The 17,086-nt window shown below is 28.4% G+C and carries 17 protein-coding genes and 1 riboswitch; of the genes, 10 read left to right on the top strand and 7 right to left on the bottom strand.

From position 1 onward, the window contains the following. The first annotated feature begins 2 nt into the window (after window positions 1–2). The 8 genes from JRV97_RS03990 (at window position 3) to JRV97_RS03955 (ending at window position 8,718) form a co-directional block, all read left to right on the top strand. Window positions 3–524: a GNAT family N-acetyltransferase gene (locus JRV97_RS03990; RefSeq protein WP_281000404.1), complete on the top strand. Its 522-nt coding sequence runs from the start codon at window positions 3–5 to the stop codon at window positions 522–524. A gap of 15 nt (window positions 525–539) precedes the next feature. Next, window positions 540–1,607, top strand: a complete 1,068-nt coding sequence (rfbB, locus tag JRV97_RS03985; protein WP_281000402.1) for a dTDP-glucose 4,6-dehydratase — start codon at window positions 540–542, stop codon at window positions 1,605–1,607. Further along, window positions 1,604–2,254, top strand: coding sequence for an endonuclease III (gene nth, locus JRV97_RS03980; RefSeq protein ID WP_281000399.1), 651 nt, complete (start codon window positions 1,604–1,606; stop codon window positions 2,252–2,254). The genes rfbB and nth overlap by 4 nt, the downstream gene beginning before the upstream one ends. Before the next feature lie 504 nt (window positions 2,255–2,758). Beyond that, on the top strand, window positions 2,759–3,961 hold the full coding sequence (locus JRV97_RS03975) for a YgeY family selenium metabolism-linked hydrolase (RefSeq protein ID WP_407081569.1): 1,203 nt from the start codon (window positions 2,759–2,761) through the stop codon (window positions 3,959–3,961). Window positions 3,962–3,998: 37 nt separating this feature from the next. Continuing rightward, on the top strand, window positions 3,999–4,994 hold the full coding sequence (locus JRV97_RS03970) for an ornithine carbamoyltransferase (RefSeq protein WP_281000395.1): 996 nt from the start codon (window positions 3,999–4,001) through the stop codon (window positions 4,992–4,994). A 14-nt stretch (window positions 4,995–5,008) separates the two neighbouring features. Then, the gene (locus tag JRV97_RS03965; RefSeq protein ID WP_281000393.1) at window positions 5,009–6,328 is read left to right on the top strand and encodes a dihydroorotase; all 1,320 of its coding nucleotides are present in this window, start codon (window positions 5,009–5,011) and stop codon (window positions 6,326–6,328) included. Next, window positions 6,322–7,611: an amidohydrolase family protein gene (locus JRV97_RS03960; protein ID WP_281000390.1), complete on the top strand. Its 1,290-nt coding sequence runs from the start codon at window positions 6,322–6,324 to the stop codon at window positions 7,609–7,611. Before JRV97_RS03965 ends, JRV97_RS03960 begins: the two co-directional genes overlap by 7 nt. Window positions 7,612–7,626: 15 nt before the next feature. Beyond that, a complete protein-coding gene (locus JRV97_RS03955; RefSeq protein WP_281000388.1) occupies window positions 7,627–8,718 on the top strand; it encodes a 4Fe-4S binding protein in 1,092 nt (363 codons plus the stop codon). 389 nt (window positions 8,719–9,107) lie between these two features. On the opposite strand, the gene JRV97_RS03950 is transcribed toward JRV97_RS03955, so the two are convergent. From JRV97_RS03950 to JRV97_RS03940, 3 genes are all read right to left on the bottom strand, one after another. Then, on the bottom strand, window positions 9,108–9,785 hold the full coding sequence (locus JRV97_RS03950; protein WP_281000386.1) for a hypothetical protein: 678 nt from the start codon (window positions 9,783–9,785) through the stop codon (window positions 9,108–9,110). 8 nt (window positions 9,786–9,793) lie between these two features. Continuing rightward, on the bottom strand, window positions 9,794–10,069 hold the full coding sequence (locus JRV97_RS03945; RefSeq protein ID WP_281000384.1) for a hypothetical protein: 276 nt from the start codon (window positions 10,067–10,069) through the stop codon (window positions 9,794–9,796). Between the two features lie 106 nt (window positions 10,070–10,175). After that, a complete protein-coding gene (locus tag JRV97_RS03940; RefSeq protein ID WP_281000382.1) occupies window positions 10,176–10,769 on the bottom strand; it encodes a hypothetical protein in 594 nt (197 codons plus the stop codon). A 374-nt stretch (window positions 10,770–11,143) separates the two neighbouring features. Between JRV97_RS03940 and JRV97_RS03935 the strand changes: the two genes are divergently transcribed. Beyond that, complete coding sequence (locus JRV97_RS03935) at window positions 11,144–12,487, top strand: FAD-dependent oxidoreductase (RefSeq protein ID WP_281000380.1); 1,344 nt, start codon at window positions 11,144–11,146, stop codon at window positions 12,485–12,487. An 11-nt stretch (window positions 12,488–12,498) separates the two neighbouring features. Here JRV97_RS03935 and JRV97_RS03930 read toward each other — a convergent pair whose 3' ends face one another. From JRV97_RS03930 to JRV97_RS03920, 3 genes are read right to left on the bottom strand one after another with little or no spacing between them, the layout of a single operon-like run. Beyond that, a complete protein-coding gene (locus tag JRV97_RS03930; RefSeq protein WP_281000377.1) occupies window positions 12,499–12,729 on the bottom strand; it encodes a thioredoxin family protein in 231 nt (76 codons plus the stop codon). Window positions 12,730–12,757: 28 nt separating this feature from the next. Beyond that, complete coding sequence (locus JRV97_RS03925; protein WP_281000376.1) at window positions 12,758–13,858, bottom strand: permease; 1,101 nt, start codon at window positions 13,856–13,858, stop codon at window positions 12,758–12,760. Window positions 13,859–13,872: 14 nt separating this feature from the next. After that, on the bottom strand, window positions 13,873–14,208 hold the full coding sequence (locus tag JRV97_RS03920) for an ArsR/SmtB family transcription factor (RefSeq protein WP_281000374.1): 336 nt from the start codon (window positions 14,206–14,208) through the stop codon (window positions 13,873–13,875). Between the two features lie 385 nt (window positions 14,209–14,593). Next, window positions 14,594–14,767, top strand: a riboswitch (Lysine riboswitch). A gap of 91 nt (window positions 14,768–14,858) precedes the next feature. Here JRV97_RS03920 and JRV97_RS03915 point away from each other — a divergent pair. Next, a complete protein-coding gene (locus JRV97_RS03915) occupies window positions 14,859–16,541 on the top strand; it encodes a Na+/H+ antiporter NhaC family protein (protein ID WP_281000372.1) in 1,683 nt (560 codons plus the stop codon). Window positions 16,542–16,584: 43 nt separating this feature from the next. Here JRV97_RS03915 and JRV97_RS03910 read toward each other — a convergent pair whose 3' ends face one another. Continuing rightward, window positions 16,585–17,085, bottom strand: a complete 501-nt coding sequence (locus JRV97_RS03910; protein ID WP_281000370.1) for a hypothetical protein — start codon at window positions 17,083–17,085, stop codon at window positions 16,585–16,587. Window position 17,086: the final 1 nt, after the last annotated feature.

Here is a 17,086-nt window from a genome sequence, read left to right as displayed (position 1 = left end):
TTATGTATACAGGAGAAAAAATATATTTAAGAAGTTATGAAGAATATGATATGGATAATTTAAAAAATATAATGAATAATTATAAAGTAAGAGAATTTTTATCTTTTAATGTAATATTACCTTTTTCAACTGAAGATCAAAAAAATTTTTTTAAATCCATTCCCGAAAGAAGAAAAAAAAATATATACGATTTTGCTATAGTGAGAAAAGAAGAAAATGATTTAATAGGTGGGTGTGTTATTAGAAATGTTGATTTTAGGAATTCAATTTGTACTGCTGGATTTTTTATTGATGAAAGATATTGGGGACATGGATATGGAAAGGAAGCTGTTATTTTAATTGAAAAATTTGTGTTCTATGAATTAAATATTCAAAAAATTAAATTAGAAGTTATTTCAGATAATATTAGAGCATTAAAATTATATAAAAAATTAGGATATAAAATAGAAGGTACTTTGAAAAAAGAAATATTCAGAAATGGGAATTTTTTTGATTTAATATTATTAGCAAAATTTAGAGAGTAACGGGGGAAATATAAAATGAATATATTAGTAACAGGAGTAGCAGGATTCATAGGAAGTAACTTTGTATATTATTACTTAGAAAAATACAAAGATAGAAAAATAATAGGACTGGATAAACTAACATATGCTGGAAACTTAGAAAATTTAGAAAAATTAACCCCAGAACAAAAAGAAAGATTTGTGTTCATAAAAGGCGATATAAAGAACCAGGAATTAATAGAATACATATTTGAAACATATAAAATAGAAGGAATAATAAACTTTGCAGCAGAAAGTCATGTAGATAGATCAATACATGATCCACAAATATTCTTAAAAACAAATGTAATAGGAACACAAACATTATTAAATGTAGCAAAAAAATATTGGGAAATAGACACACAAAAATACAAAGATGGAGTAAAATTCCTACAAGTATCAACAGATGAAGTATATGGTTCATTGGGACCAACTGGATATTTTACAGAAAAGACACCACTAGATCCACATAGTCCATATTCAGCAAGTAAAGCATCAGCAGACTTAATAGTAAAAGCATATCATGATACATATAAAATGCCAACAAACATAACAAGATGTTCAAACAATTATGGACCATATCAGTTTCCAGAAAAATTAATACCATTAATGATAAACAATGCATTAAACCACAAAGAATTACCAGTATATGGAGATGGAAAACAAATAAGAGATTGGTTATATGTAACAGATCATTGTAGAGCAATAGATTTGGTATTTGAAAATGGAAGAACAGGAGAAGTATATAATATAGGAGGACATAACGAAAAAGAAAACATATACATAGTAAAAAAGATAATAGAAATACTCAGAGAAAAAACAGGAGATAAAGAAATAAATGAGAAATTAATAAAACATGTAAAAGACAGACTAGGACATGATAGGAGATACGGAATAGATCCAACAAAAATAAAAGAAGAATTAGGTTGGGAACCAGAGATAATGTTTGATGAAGGAATAGAAAAAACGATAGAATGGTATTTAGAAAATCAAGACTGGATGAAAAGAGTAATTTCTGGTGAGTATTTGGAGTTTTATGAGAAGAATTATGGAGGGACTAAATGAAAAAATTGAAATCAAAAAAAGAAGTTAAAAAAATCTTAGATATATTATCAAAAACATATACAAATCCTCAAACAGTTTTAAAATACAGCAATAATTTTGAACTATTAATAGCTGTTATGCTTTCTGCTCAAACTACTGATAATCAGGTGAATAAAGTTACTCCTATTTTATTTGAAAAGTATAAAACCCCTGAAGATTTTGCAAAATTAGAACCAGAAGAATTAGAAAAATACATAAAAGGAGTAGGTTTATATAAAACAAAAAGTAAAAACATTATAAAAACTGCTAAGATTCTTGTTGATAAATACAATGGTGAAATTCCAAAAACTAGAGAAGAATTGATAAAATTACCTGGCGTTGGAAGGAAAACTGCAAATGTCATTTTAAGTGTAGCTTTTGGTGAGGATGCTATTGCTGTTGATACTCATGTCTTTAGGGTATCAAATAGAATAGGTCTTGCTAATAGTAAAGATGTAAGAGCTACAGAAGAAGATTTAATGAAGGTGATTCCTAAAGAATTATGGGGGAAAGCACATCATTGGTTAATTTTCCACGGAAGAAATGTTTGTAAAGCAAGAAATCCAAAATGCGAAGAATGTCCTATAAAAGAATATTGTGATTATTATAAAAAAGCAGGTAAATTATAAAATAATGTTTTCACCAGGTGAAAATTCTAAATCCTCAAAGTTGGAATCAAAATAAAACTCATTCAAACGCTCGATTGCTAATCTGAAAAAATTATTCATGAACATATTTTTAATGCGTAGCATTAAAAATAGATAAAAGTTTTTATATTAATAAAACAATTATTTTAGCTTATAATGTTTAAGTTTTCGCGAAGCGAAGCTTAGGCAATCTTCGAGTCTTCATTCATTTTATTTTTGAGTTCCAATAATATAGCTGATTTCATTTATATTTTTTTGGAATTTTTAAGGATTTTTTTCATATTATTTTTTCATATTTTATTTTGTCAACAATTTGTAGGCTCTCATTTTTGAGAGCTTTTTGTTTTATATAGAATTTCTATAAATAAAGAAGATAATTAACAATATTTGAAATTCTAAATACTAAAAGAGTGTTAACGGAAAATGTAGAGGTTTTTAATTTTAAAGTAAAAGTTATATAATTTTATAAAGACTTTTTAGGGAGGGATAGGATTGACAACATTAGAACTTGCGGAAAAATATAGAGAAGATATTGTAAAATTCATGAGTAAACTGATAAAAGCTCGTAGTTATTCAGGCGAAGAAAAAGAGGTTATTCAAGTAATTAAAGAAGAAATGGAAAAGGTAGGATTTGATGAAGTAAAGATTGATGGCCTTGGTAATATTCTTGGAAGAATAGGAAACGGAAAACATGTTATAGCAATGGATGCTCATATTGACACAGTTGAAGTCGGGAACCCTGATTTATGGGATAAAGATCCTTTTAGTGGCGATTGGGATGATGAATGGGTATATGGGCGTGGTGCTTCAGATCAAAAAGCTGGTATGTGTTCTATGGTATACGGTATGAAAATTTTAAAAGAGTTAAATCTCCTTGATGATTTTACTGTATATGTAACAGGTACAGTTATGGAAGAAGACTGCGATGGATTATGTTGGAGATATATTGTAGAAGAAGATAAATTAAAACCTGATTTTGTAGTTATTACAGAACCAACTAGTTTAAATGTGTATAGAGGTCATAGAGGAAGAATAGAATTTAGAATTAAAACAGTCGGTCTTTCTGCACATGCTAGTGCCCCAGAAAGAGGGGATAATGCTATATATAAAATGGCAAAGATAATTAACGAAATAGAAAAATTAAATGATAATCTTCACTATGATCCTTTCCTGGGGAAAGGCACTATAGTTGTTTCTCAAATTTTCTTTAAATCACCTTCACATAATGCAGTTCCTGATGAATGTGTAATACATATTGACAGAAGACTTACTGCTGGAGAAACCAAAGAAAGTGCATTCGAAGAAATCAGAGAGATATTCAAAAAAACTGGTATCGATGCAGAAATTGTTGAATTAACTTACTCAAAACCTGCTTATACCGGCATTGAATATCCTGTAGAAAAGTATTTCCCAACATGGGTACTTGAAGAAGATTCTGATGTAGTTCAAGCTGCAAAAGATGCATATATAAAAACATTTGGTAGCGAACCATTAATAGATAAATGGACATTTAGTACAAACGGAATAGCTACAGCTGGGGTATATGGAATTCCAACAGTAGGATTTGGCCCTGGTGATGAAAAGTATGCACATGCTCCAAATGAAAAGGTAAAGATAGAACATTTAGTAAAAGCTGCAGCATTTTATGCTAATTTTCCAAAAACATTAGTGGAAAAATTAAAAAAATAATTTATTTTAAAACATAAAAGTAAGGGGGAAGATAAGTATGTCAGCATTCTTTAAAACAGAAAAAAGTAGGCATTTTATAACAACTCAAGATTTTACAAATGAAGAAATAGAAATGATGTTAGATTTAGCTAGAGATTTAAAAATTAAAATGGCTTCAAATATTCCAACGCCATATTTACTCTATAAAACATTATTTTTAATTTTCTTTGATCAATCAACAAGAACAAGAAATTCTATGGAAGCTGGTATTGCACAATTAGGCGGACATGCTAATTTCTTAAATCCTAGCACAATGCAATTATCCCATGGTGAAACTCCAGAAGATACAGCTAGAGTTTTAGCAAGAATGGGACACGGAATAGCTGTAAGAGCTTGTGAATTTGGTAAAGGTAATAAATATTTAAGAGGAATGGCTTCTGTATCCCAAGTTCCAGTTATGAATTTACAGGATGATGTTTATCACCCATTCCAGGTATTAGCTGATGCTATGACAATGCAAGAAAGATTTGGAAAAAATTTAAGAGGATTAAAAGTTGGCATTAGTTGGGCATATGCAGAAAGTCATTTAAAACCTTTATCAGTTCCTCAATCACAAATATTATTATTCACAAGATTAGGCATGGACGTTACATTAGCATATCCAGAAAAATTTGATTTAATGCCAGATATCGTTAAACAAGCACAAGAAAATGCAGAAAAATATGGTGGTAAATTGAATATTTCACACAAAATGGAAGATGCATTTGTTGATGCACATGTTGTTATTCCTAAGAACTGGGGAGGATTCTTTGTATCTGATGATCCAGAAGAAATAAAAGCAGAAACAGCTAAACATAAGGACTGGATTTGTGATGAAGAAAAAATGAAATTAACAAGACCTGATTCTATTTATATGCATGCTTTACCAGCAGACAGAGGAAAGGAAGTTGTTGATTCTGTTATTGATGGACCTCATTCTGTTATCTTTGATGAAGCTGAAAACAGAATCCATACAGCTAAAGCTGTAATGACATTATTAATGGGTGGAAGATAATAAGGTGTGATTTTATGTTTGATCTTGGTATATTAAATGGAAAAGTATATATAACAGGTAAATTCTTAAAAGCAAATGTATATATAAAAAATGGGAAGATATGCGATATTAGTAAATCTCAATTAGAAGCTAAAAAATATTATGATATTTCCGGGAAGTATTTACTTCCCGGTTTTATAGATCCACATGTGCATTTCCATCTTGATTTAGGGAAATATATTTCTGCTGATGATTTTCATTCTGGCTCCATCTCTGGTGCATATGGAGGAATTACAACATATATAGATTTCTTGGATCCTGTAAGAACAGCTGAGGAATTAGAGAAGGCTTTTGAAGATAGATTAAATCTTGCAAAAAACAGTTTAACAGATTATGCTTTTCATGCCACAATAGCAAATCCAACAGATGAACCAGAAAAAATATTAAGAAAAGCAAGACAATTAGGATTATCAAGCATAAAATTGTTTACTACATATTCCTCTTCAAATAGAAGAACATATGATGGATATATAGCAGAATTATTAGAGAAATCAAAACAGTATGGAGTAGTAATATCAATTCATGCAGAAAATGATGAGATTATAAAAAAATATGAAAAAAATGAAATTAAGGTAAAAGATCATTCAAAATATAGACCAACAATTACTGAATTATCAGAAGTAATAAAATTAGCTGAAATGGCAGAATATTACAATGCACAATTATATATAGTTCATCTTACAAGTGGAAAGACATTAGATGAGTTAAAGAAGAAGTTTAAACATATATTGGGTAAAAATGTGATTATTGAAAGTTGTCCTCATTATTTTTATTTTACTGATGACATATATAATACAGAAAAAGGTTACTTATACACAATGACGCCGCCATTGAGGAGTGAAGAAGAAAAAGAGCTGCTTATAAAAAACATAAATTATGTGACTACAATAGGAACAGATCATTGCCCTTTCAATGTTAATGAAAAGAAAAAGGATATAGTGAATGGTATGCCTATGGGTATAGGTGGAGTTGAATTTTCATTTGTGTTAATGTACTCAATGTTTGGGAAAAAAATAATAGATAAATTTACAAAAAATATCGCAAAATATTATGGATTAAAAAATAAAGGTGAAATATTACCTTCATATGATGCTGATCTTGTGGTGTTTGATCCTTATAAGGAATGGGAAATAAAAGAACATCATTCAAAATCAGATTATATTCCATATAAAAATTTTAGAGTTAAAGGAAAAGTATTATCAACCATATCAAGAGGAAGATTTGTTGTAAAAGAAGGGAAATTAAATAAAAGAATTAAAGGTTCATTTATTAAAAGGGGAGAAATAATATGGTAAAAACCATAATAAATTGTAATATCTTTGATTATGATAATTATAAAGAAAACCAATATATTAGATTTGATAAAGAAATATTAGAAGTTGGAGATATGAAAGATTTTAAAAAAAATGAAAATGAAGAAATAATTGATTTCAAAGGTAAGTTAGTAATGCCAGGGTTTGTAAATGGACACACACATATTTACTCTACTTTTGCAAGAGGAATGTCTGTTGAATTTAATCCCAAAAGTTTTTCTGATATATTAAAACAACTTTGGTGGAGAATGGATTCAAAAATAGATTTAGAAACTACATATTATAGCGGATTAGTAAGTGGAATAGAATTTATTAAAAATGGTATTACTACATTTATTGACCATCATGCAAGTGGATCAGCAATTAAAGGTACATTAAATGAATTAAAAAAAGGATTATGTGATGAAATTGGATTAAGAGGGATATTCTGTTTTGAAACTAGCGATAGATTTAATGTAAATGAATGCATAGAAGAAAACGTAGAATTTGCAAAAAATAAAAATGAGAATCATGCTGGAATGTTTGGACTTCATGCCTCATTATCTTTATCCAATGAAACATTAAAAAAGGTATCAGAAAACTTAAATGGGCTACCTATACATATACATGTAGCAGAAAGCTTAGAAGATGAGGAGGATTCTATAGCTAAATATAATAAAAAAGTTGTAGAAAGACTGAAAGAATTTAATTTATTAAATAAAAATTCTATTTTATCTCATTGTGTTCATATTGATGAAAGAGAAGCAGAAATTATGTCAAAATACGATATATACGTTGCATTAAATCCAACATCAAATATGAATAATGCTGTAGGATTGCCTAATTATAAACTATTAAAAAATCATGGGATTAAAACTATTATTGGTAATGATGGTCTTGGATTTAATATAACACGTGAATATTTAAATCTATATTATACACAAAAATATAGATATGAAGATCCTACGTTCTTTAATTTTATTGATTTAAAAAACAGTATTGATAATGTATATAATCTTGCTGGTGAATTATTAGGAATTAAAATAGGAAGAATTAAAGAAGGGTATAAGGCGGATATGATTTCATATGATTATACACCATTTACACCTTTAAGTAAAAATAATATTTTTGGCCATGTATTTTTCGGTATTTGGGATAAATTAGATGTTGTAGATACAATAGTAAATGGAGAATTTTTAATGAAAGATAGAAAAGTTAAATATGATGAAACTAAGATTTATAATGAAGCAAAAGAAGTATCAAAAAAATTATGGAAAAGATTATAATCAGGGGGGAAAATTATGGATTTAAGTACAGAATTTGCCGGAATAAAACTTAAAAATCCTTTAATGCCAGCTTCTGGTCCATTAGTTGGCGATGATGAAAAAATGTTATATCTTGCCAGACTTGGCGTTGGAGGAATGGTAACAAAAACTATATCTACAAAAGCTGCAGAAGTTCCAAGACCTTGTATATATGGAACAAATAATTATATAGTTAATGCAGAATTATGGTCAGAATTACCACCAGAAAAATGGATAAACGAAATATTACCTAGATTAAAAAACGAATTAGATTTACCTTTAATTGTTAGTGCAGGTTATACAAAAGAGGATATGGAAATATTAATACCTCAATTAGATAAATTTGCAGATGCCTTCGAAATTTCTACACATTATGTTGGAAAGAACTTAGATAATATAGCAGAAACTGTAAGAACTATTAGGGCAAATACTGATAAACCAATATTTATGAAAATGAGCCCTCATATTCCAGATCCTGTCGAATTTGCAAAAATGGTATTGGCAAATGGTGGAACTGGTGTTGTTGCGATTAATTCTCTTGGACCAACTATGCTTATTGATATTGAAAACAGAACAAACTTAATTGGAAATGATAAAGGGCAAGTATGGATTTCTGGCCCTGTTATTAAAAATTTAGGACTTGCACTTGTAAATACAATAAAAACTGCTGTACCTGAAATACCTGTAATAGGTGTTGGAGGAATTGCTTCTGCTGATGATGTTATAGAATATTTATTAGCAGGTGCAGATGCAGTTCAGATGTTATCTGCAGCTTTAATTAGAGGAAAACAATTATACAAAACTATAGTTGAGCAACTGCCAAAAACTTTAGAAAAATATGGGTTTAACAGTATAGAAGATGTTAAGAAAACTGGATTAAAGAAGAAAGAAGTAGTATTTGAACCAAAATATCCAAAAATAGATTTAAATAAATGTACTTTCTGTAAGTTATGTGAAATGGTATGTCCTTATTGGGCTATTACTGTTGATAAAGAAAATAGACAGGTAATAGTTGATGAAGATAAATGTTTTGGTTGCAGTTTATGTCAAAGCAGATGTCCTGTAAAAGCTATTAGTGGGGTTATATGACAATATTTAATAAATTAAAATGCTCTACGATTTGAACTGATCCTTGTAAAGTAGACACATAATTAATTAAATAAATTGGAGTGCTTGTTTTCTGTATTCGATAGGAGTCATGCACTCCAATTTTTTTGTAATCGCTCTTCATTGTAATATCTAATATACTCCTCAATTTTTTTAAATCTTCTAAAGATTCAAACTTTTTATCGTAAAACATTTCAGATTTTATTATTCCAAAGATTCTTCAATCGAATATTACCAGAAAATATAATACCTCTAAAGAATAAAATTTTAAGTGCAATAATAGCTATAAAAATAAAATTTTCTTTTTTGAAAAATATTTCGGTCATATTAATCAATACCACTTAAATAACTCATATGGAATTTTTATGTATTTATATAAATAAAAGTATATATCCAATATATAAAAAGCTAAAAGAGTATAAATATTTTTTAGAATCCAATATTTTATATGAGTAATAATAAATAAAAATTAAAACCCAATGCTCAAAAGAACCGCTAAATGAGTTAGCTTTCATCCATAAAAGAAGTATTATCCTTAAAAAGGGAACTAATAATAACATAAAGAATTCAGAAAAAGTATTTTTTTTAAACATATTATCATTCAACAAAATTAAAAATGAAAAATCCAATATTATATATGGTGTGAATATTTTAAAAAAACTTATATTATCTATAACAACTACATTTGGAACTTTTACAATAAATAGTTCATACAAAATCAGTAAAGACAATATAATTTTATTCACAAAATCAAAATTTTCTAATTTAGTATAAAAAATATAAAATATTGTAGGAATTACAAAAACTATTTTCATGATATAATTAGAAATACCAAAAAGTGGGAATAATAAGACAAAAAAGAAAAATATATAGTCATATATTGTGTTTTTGATTTTTTTATTTAAATCCTTTGATTTTATAAGCTTTAAAAAATATATTAAATAGAAAAATGCTAAAAACCACGATATATAACTATATCTAAATGTAAATAATTGTAAAATTGATATTATAAAATAGAAAGGTATTATATAAATATTACTAAATAACATTTTATCACCTAATTTTTGTTCGTTTTATTAAGTAGAAAATCTTCTATTAAATCTTTTCCCTTATCAATCCATTTATCATATTTATCGGGAGCGTAGTGTTTTATAACATCTGTTGCAATATCAATTCCTACAGCAGTAACGCCACCACTCCAACCCAATTTTCTTGATGCAGCTACAAATACTAATCCTTCTTTTCCAATATATTTTGCGGCTTTAACATCTCTCTCAATATATTCATTTCTTTTTTGTTTGATATGCTCAATAATTTCACTTTTTTTATTCATTCTATCAATGTTGCCATCATACTAGTATCTTCCTGTACCGTCATTTGCAGTAATAGCCTGAGCATTTATAGGACCACTTCTCATAATATCACCTCCATGTGAAATTTTACCTATAATTTTTTATATAAGAAGTTTTAAAATTATAAATATTATTGATAAGTATAGAAATTTCACGGGAAAGAACTTTTCTACCTGAGATCAACAAATCAACATAATATTTTTTCTGCTGAAGATTTAATGAGTTTAAATTAAACTTAATAACAAGCAAATTGTTTTTTTGATTGATATTTATAATATACGAGTTAAAATCATAAACATTCATATTATTATCTTTTAAAGTGATAAGCAAAGGGCAGTTATTAATAGGGGTTGAATCAAAGGTTATTGCAACAAATATATGATTATCGTAAGGTAATGAAAAATTAGATGTTTGAATTAATTTTTCATTATTTGAAATAATAATTTTTTTAACTTTTGGAAAATCAAATTCTTCATTAACAATACAGAAAGGATAATCATCATTAAATATTATTTTATGGTTTCTTATAGGAAAAGGAATTAATTTATCGTTTAATTTCAAAAGATATATATCGTTATTTTGTAAATTAATATTCGTATCTTTTTTTATGTAAAATTCCTCTGTTCCACCTGATGTGAATTTTATTAATTTGAGATTATTGAAATAAAAATTTGGTTTCATTAGATCACCTCAATATTAACAATAACATTCGCGTATAATTATAAAAAAAAAAAAAAGAAAAGTCAACACATATAAAAAATATTTATGTTTATTTTAAAATTTTTAAATTTTAAATTAATATATCAGATGATTAAATAATTTTAAAGTAAAAGAAATTATTTAGTAAGTTGTAGTTTGTGTCAAAGCAGATGTCCTGTAAAAGCAATTAGTGGAGTAATATAATAAATCCCGGAATTCCGGGATTTATTTTTACTCTGTTATTAATTTGTAATAAATATTTAATTGAAACAATTACAATATATGATATAATAAAACCGACAAAATAAATCTTATTTGAAATAATTAAGTTAAAAAAATCACAAGGAGGGATTGTTATGAAAATTGCAATTATAGGTTGTACACATGCAGGAACTGCTGCTGCTATTAATTCATCAAAATTATATAAAGATGTTGAAATTACTGTATATGAAAGAAATGATAATATTTCATTCTTATCATGTGGTATCGCATTACATGTAGAAGGTGTTGTAAAGGATCCCAAAGGATTATTTTATTCTTCACCAGAACATCTAAATACTTTAGGGATAAATACTAAAATGAGACATGATGTAAAGGATGTTGACTTCAAAAAGAAAACTCTTACTGTTGAAAATTTGGAAACGGGAGAGATTTTTGAAGATACATACGATAAATTGATTATCACAACTGGCTCATGGCCTGTTATTCCAAATATTGAAGGTATTGATATGGAAAATATACTATTGTCAAAGAATTTTTATCATGCTCAAGATATTATTAAAAAAATGGATGAAGTAAAAAATGTTGTTGTTGTAGGAGCTGGTTATATTGGCGTTGAATTAGTAGAAGCGTTTATTGAACATGGAAAAAATGTCACATTAATTGATATAGAAGATAGAATATTAAATAGATATTTAGATAAAGAATTCACTGATATAGCTGAAAATACTTTAAAGGAACATGGAGCAAATTTAACTTTAGGTGAAAAAGTTATAAAATTTGAAGGAGAAAATAATAAGGTTAAAAAGGTAATTACCACAAAAGGGGAACATGATGCTGACTTAGTTATTCTTTCAATGGGATTCAAACCAAATACAGATTTATTTAAAGGTAAACTAAAAATGTTAGATAACGGTGCAATTATTGTAGATGAATATATGAGAACAAGCGAAAAAGATGTTTTTGCAGCAGGTGATTCATGCGCTGTATATTATAATCCATTAAAAAAATACGAATATATTCCATTAGCTACAAATGCCGTAAGAATGGGAACAATTGCTGCTTATAACTTAAAAGAAAAAAGATTAAAACATGTAGGGACCCAAGGTACCTCAGGAATTAAAATATATGGAAATAATATTGCTGCCACAGGATTAACTGAAACTATGGCAAAGTCCCAGGGTTTAGACGTTGAGTCAATAATAATAACAGAAAATAATAGGCCAGAATTCATGCCAACATATGAAAAATTAATTTTTAAAGTTGTGTATAAGAAAAAAAATGGCAAAATATTAGGTGCCCAGATTTGTTCAAAAGCTGATTTAACCCAATCAATAAATACTATGTCAGTAGTAATACAAAATAAAATGAAAATGGAAGAATTAGCATTTATTGATTTCTTCTTCCAACCACATTTTAATAAACCATGGAATTTCTTAAATACTGCTGGATTAGAATATATAAATAAAAAGATGGCGTAAATCGCCATCTTTTATCCTAATAATTGTTTTGCTTCTTCTAATGTAGGTATTTTACCAGAAACTACTATTTTTCCATTAATAGCTACTGCAGGTGTAGACATAACTCCTCTTGATATTATTTCATTAATATCTGTTACATATACTAATTCTGCATTAATTCCTGTTTCAACTTTAGCCATTTCCATAATTTTATATGTTTGTTTACATCGTGGGCATCCAGAACCTAAAACTTCTATTTTCATTTTAAAACCTCCTCATTAAAAAGATTTATTAAAATAAATTTCCATATATTAATCCCCATGTTGTTGAGAAAAAAATCACCAATACAAAATATGTAAAAGCTTTCTTTTTACCTAATAATTTTGTTAATACAATCATATTTGGAAGACTCAATGTATAACCAGCCATAAATAGCGCTAATGCAGGTCCTTTACCCATTCCTAAAGACATTAAAGATTGTATAATTGGAACTTCTGTTAATGTTGCAAAATACATTAATGCTCCAAATACTGATGCAAATAAATTAGAAAACAATCTATTTCCACCTAATAGTGTTTGAACCACATTTTTTGGCAAAGAAACAGATATTATTCCTGCAATAAAAACACCTATAAATAAATATGGTAATATTTTTTTAGTAAAGTCCCAAGTTTCGCTAATATATTCTTTTTGATGTTCTTTGTCAAAAGTTAGTGCTATTAATATAGAAACAAGTGCAAAAATTGTCATTAATATACTTTTTAAAGTTATATAAATCTTTAAGCTTCCAGTGATTAAAAAAGCCATTTGAAATGCTAAAAAGAGTAATGTTTTTTGCCATGGGATTTCAGTATCTTGCCCAAATACAAATCCACCTTCTCCTGTTTCTTTAAATAATGTTTGCATTATTAATCCAATAAATACAGCAGAAATTATAGTAGCCAATAATCTAACAAATGATAATTCCCAACCTAATACAGTGCCAGTTAAAAATATTGCTGCTACATTAATTGCCGGTCCTGTAAATAAAAAAGCCATAGCAGGACCAATTCCAGCACCTCTTTTATAGATTCCTCCAAATAGAGGAAGAATTGTACAAGAACAAACAGCTAATATTCCTCCTGAAACTGCAGCTACCGGATATGCTATTATTTTTTTTGCTTTTGGTCCTAATAATTTTAAGATTGCATTTTTACTCACAAAAACAGCAATTGTTCCAGCAATAAAAAAAGCAGGGACAAGACATAATAAAACATGTTCTCTTGCATAATCGTGAAGCATTTCAAATCCACCGATTAATGATTTGTGAATATTTTCATTTGAAAATGGGACAAAATAAAAAATGAGAAAAATAAAAACAATTAGTAAGAATGTTTTTACCTCTTTTGTCATGTTTACCACCTTTCCTATTTTGATATATTACATTTTCCATCAACTATGTAAATATTTTTCGATTTTTCAATATCATCTTTAAATTCAATATTCAGATCATGTAATAGAGGATCTAAAAAAGAATATTTACTCAAGAATTCATTATTAATTCTATAGGTGGTAAATAATCTTTCTTTTTGAGGTATAAGTAAATTTATTAATCTCATTTTTGAAATATGTCTGGAAATAGTAGATTGAGGTAATTGTAATATAGCTATTAATTCACATACACACCGAGGTTTAATACTTAATAAATTTAAAATTCTTAAACGTGTTTTATCAGATAATATTTTCATTAATTCTTCTATCATTTTCTTCCCTCTTTTTTAATTTATATATTCGGATATCCGGATATATAATACCAACTTTGTATTAAATAATTAATACATGAAAGTAAAAAATGTTATTTTTTACACAAATATTAGTTGATAAATATTCATTTGTTGATAATAATAGCATAACATTTTATGCTTTAAATATGTGTTTGGAGTGTAATAAAAATTGATATATTAATTTTTTTTGACAAATGTAACTAGATTATGATATAATAATTTAGAAAAATGATATTTATGTTAAATATATTTCAGGGGGATAAATATTTTGAAATCTTATATTAGTCTTATTTTGTTTTTTATTTTATGGAAATATTTAAGAAATTTAATTATGGTAAACTCCAAGAAAAATTTAATAATTTTTAAATCAAACGGAGGCGCAGCCAAGATGAGTAATCTATCTATCGCCAGGGTAGGCTCGGGATAGATGAAAGGCGAGGTTGCCGAAGGATGTAAGGCTTACCCACCTTACATGCCTGGTTATGCAGGAAAGACCTGTATAACTGTCGCATATTACATGCGGAGAGCCGTTTGGAATAATTAATTTTATTTCAAATAGGCCTTCCACATGGAAGGTTTTTTTATTTTAAAAATAGTTATATATAAATCACTATGTGAGGAGGGAGTTTATGAAGAAAAAACTCGTGGTATTATTTATCATGGCGGCGTTTGTTTTAGTGGCGACCCTGGCTTTTGCTGAAGGAGGAGATGCAGCAAAGATAAATTATGGTTTTTGGTCTGTTATTCCTCCATTATTAGCGATTGTTTTAGCGTTTGTTACCAAAGAAGTTATTGTTTCGTTATTGCTTGGTGTTTTTTCAGGTGCATTAATTAATGTTTTTGCAACGTCTAGTTCGGGATTTTTTATGAAATTAGTTGAGAGTTATACAAAAACATTACAATACCCGGTAAACGCTTTAGCTGACAGCTGGCATGCAGGAATTATTGTTTTCACCTTAGTAATAGGTGGTATGGTTGGAGTTATTGCTAAAATGGGTGGTACAAGGGCTATAGCAAATGCACTTGCAAAAAAAGCCAAAACTGCAAGGAGTGCTCAAGTTGCTACAGCATTAATGGGAGTTGTTGTATTTTTTGACGATTATGCAAATACATTAATAGTTGGGCCTACAATGAGACCATTAACAGATAAATTAAAGGTCTCAAGAGAAAAACTTTCATATATTGTAGATTCTACTGCTGCTCCTGTTGCTACTATGGCAGCGATTTCTACCTGGATTGGTTATGAATTAGGATTAATTGGTGACGCTTTTAACTCAATTGGAGTTAAAGTAAATCCATATTCAGTATTTTTTAGTTCTATTCCATATAGGATGTATGGAATTTTTGCACTTGTAATGGTATTTATGGTTGGCGCAATGTTAAGGGATTTCGGGCCAATGTACAAAGCAGAAAAAAGGGCAAGATTAACAGGTAAAGTTTTAGCAGATGATGCAGAACCAATGTTATCTACAGATTTTGAAAAAGATTTAGACAAAAGTGATATTCCATTAAGAGTTTCAAATGCTTTGGTACCAATTTTAACATTGATTATTTTTGCATTCATTGGTTTATGGTATTCTGGTGGAGGTTTAGATAATCCTTTCACATGGGATGGAATTAGGGATGCCTTTGGTAATGCAGATGCTTCTGCTGCTTTAATATGGGCTTCAGTATTAGCTAGTATAGTAGCTGTTGTAATGGCTGTTTCTCAAGGAATTATGACATTAAGAAAGGCTATTGAAGCATGGGTTGAAGGTGCAAAATCATTAGTTATTACTACAATAATTTTAACTTTAGCCTGGTCTATTGGTTCAATTGCTTCTGACCTTGGAACAGCTGAATATTTAGTTCAAGTTGTTTCATCATCATTACCTGGATGGTCAATACCACTCTTAGTATTTATAATATCAGCAATTGTATCTTTTGCTACAGGAACATCATGGGGAACAATGGCAATTATGCTTCCTTTAGCAGTACCTTTAGCTGCAGCGTATACTGGAAACGAATTAACAGCATTAGTATATGCTACATTAGGTGCTGTATTAACAGGTTCAACATTTGGAGATCACTGTTCTCCAATTTCAGATACAACAATTATGTCATCAATGGCGTCATCATCTGATCACATTGATCACGTTAAGACACAATTGCCATATGCTGTAACAGCGGCTACTACTGCAGCAGTAGTTGGTTATATACCAGTTGGACTTGGATTGCCTGTATGGGTTTCATTAATTTTAGGTGTAACAGCAATATGGGCTATATTAAGATTCTATGGGAAATCTACAGACCCTAAAGATTTAAAAGCTTAATAACTATAACAATTAAAAAAGGAATGGCCGAGCCATTCCTTTTTTAATAAAATATTTTTAATCTAAAACTTTGAATATCTTCATCTGAACTTTCATATTCCTCTTCATCAACTTTATTATATTCCCAATCAAAAAGAGTCAAGAATATTTTTCCTTCTCTACATTCTGTAAATAAAGAAGGCACTGTATCTTCTTCATCATCGACACTCATAGCTTCAACAATAAAAGAATAAGCATTAGCTTCAGTTATATCTGCAACTTCCTTTAACAAAATTTCAGCATCTTCAAATTCTTTTTCGCTTCCAAATGAAAAAGGAAAAGGTATGGGAATATCTTCAACATCACTATCATATTCACCAAGCATTTCTTTTAAATCATCAGCATAATCAGCATCATATTCAGCAACTTTTTCTACTAATTTATTCATTTTTTCATCATTTAAAGAAGCCCAAATCATTACAGTTGGATGAATATGATCTCCATGAAATATACCATCATTTGCTCCTTCAATAGCTGCTTCATGATAATTTTTACAACTTGCCATC

Origin of the sequence: Marinitoga aeolica (assembly GCF_029910535.1) — a bacterium.
GTDB classification, from domain to species: Bacteria; Thermotogota; Thermotogae; order Petrotogales; family Petrotogaceae; genus Marinitoga; species Marinitoga aeolica.
This window is presented reverse-complemented; position numbering and strand designations above follow the sequence as displayed.

Excerpts from the sequence above, each read along its gene's own strand:
- JRV97_RS03955 (WP_281000388.1), top strand. The coding sequence starts at position 7,627 with ATGGATTTAAGTACAGAATTTGCCGGAATAAAACTTAAAAATCCTTTA.
- JRV97_RS03910 (WP_281000370.1), bottom strand. The coding sequence starts at position 17,085 with ATGGCAAGTTGTAAAAATTATCATGAAGCAGCTATTGAAGGAGCAAAT.
- rfbB (WP_281000402.1), top strand. The coding sequence starts at position 540 with ATGAATATATTAGTAACAGGAGTAGCAGGATTCATAGGAAGTAACTTT.
- JRV97_RS03930 (WP_281000377.1), bottom strand. The coding sequence starts at position 12,729 with ATGAAAATAGAAGTTTTAGGTTCTGGATGCCCACGATGTAAACAAACA.
- JRV97_RS03945 (WP_281000384.1), bottom strand. The coding sequence starts at position 10,069 with ATGAATAAAAAAAGTGAAATTATTGAGCATATCAAACAAAAAAGAAAT.
- nth (WP_281000399.1), top strand. The coding sequence starts at position 1,604 with ATGAAAAAATTGAAATCAAAAAAAGAAGTTAAAAAAATCTTAGATATA.
- JRV97_RS03960 (WP_281000390.1), top strand. The coding sequence starts at position 6,322 with ATGGTAAAAACCATAATAAATTGTAATATCTTTGATTATGATAATTAT.
- JRV97_RS03965 (WP_281000393.1), top strand. The coding sequence starts at position 5,009 with ATGTTTGATCTTGGTATATTAAATGGAAAAGTATATATAACAGGTAAA.
- JRV97_RS03925 (WP_281000376.1), bottom strand. The coding sequence starts at position 13,858 with ATGACAAAAGAGGTAAAAACATTCTTACTAATTGTTTTTATTTTTCTC.
- JRV97_RS03935 (WP_281000380.1), top strand. The coding sequence starts at position 11,144 with ATGAAAATTGCAATTATAGGTTGTACACATGCAGGAACTGCTGCTGCT.
- JRV97_RS03940 (WP_281000382.1), bottom strand. The coding sequence starts at position 10,769 with ATGAAACCAAATTTTTATTTCAATAATCTCAAATTAATAAAATTCACA.
- JRV97_RS03950 (WP_281000386.1), bottom strand. The coding sequence starts at position 9,785 with ATGTTATTTAGTAATATTTATATAATACCTTTCTATTTTATAATATCA.
- JRV97_RS03970 (WP_281000395.1), top strand. The coding sequence starts at position 3,999 with ATGTCAGCATTCTTTAAAACAGAAAAAAGTAGGCATTTTATAACAACT.
- JRV97_RS03990 (WP_281000404.1), top strand. The coding sequence starts at position 3 with ATGTATACAGGAGAAAAAATATATTTAAGAAGTTATGAAGAATATGAT.
- JRV97_RS03915 (WP_281000372.1), top strand. The coding sequence starts at position 14,859 with ATGAAGAAAAAACTCGTGGTATTATTTATCATGGCGGCGTTTGTTTTA.
- JRV97_RS03920 (WP_281000374.1), bottom strand. The coding sequence starts at position 14,208 with ATGATAGAAGAATTAATGAAAATATTATCTGATAAAACACGTTTAAGA.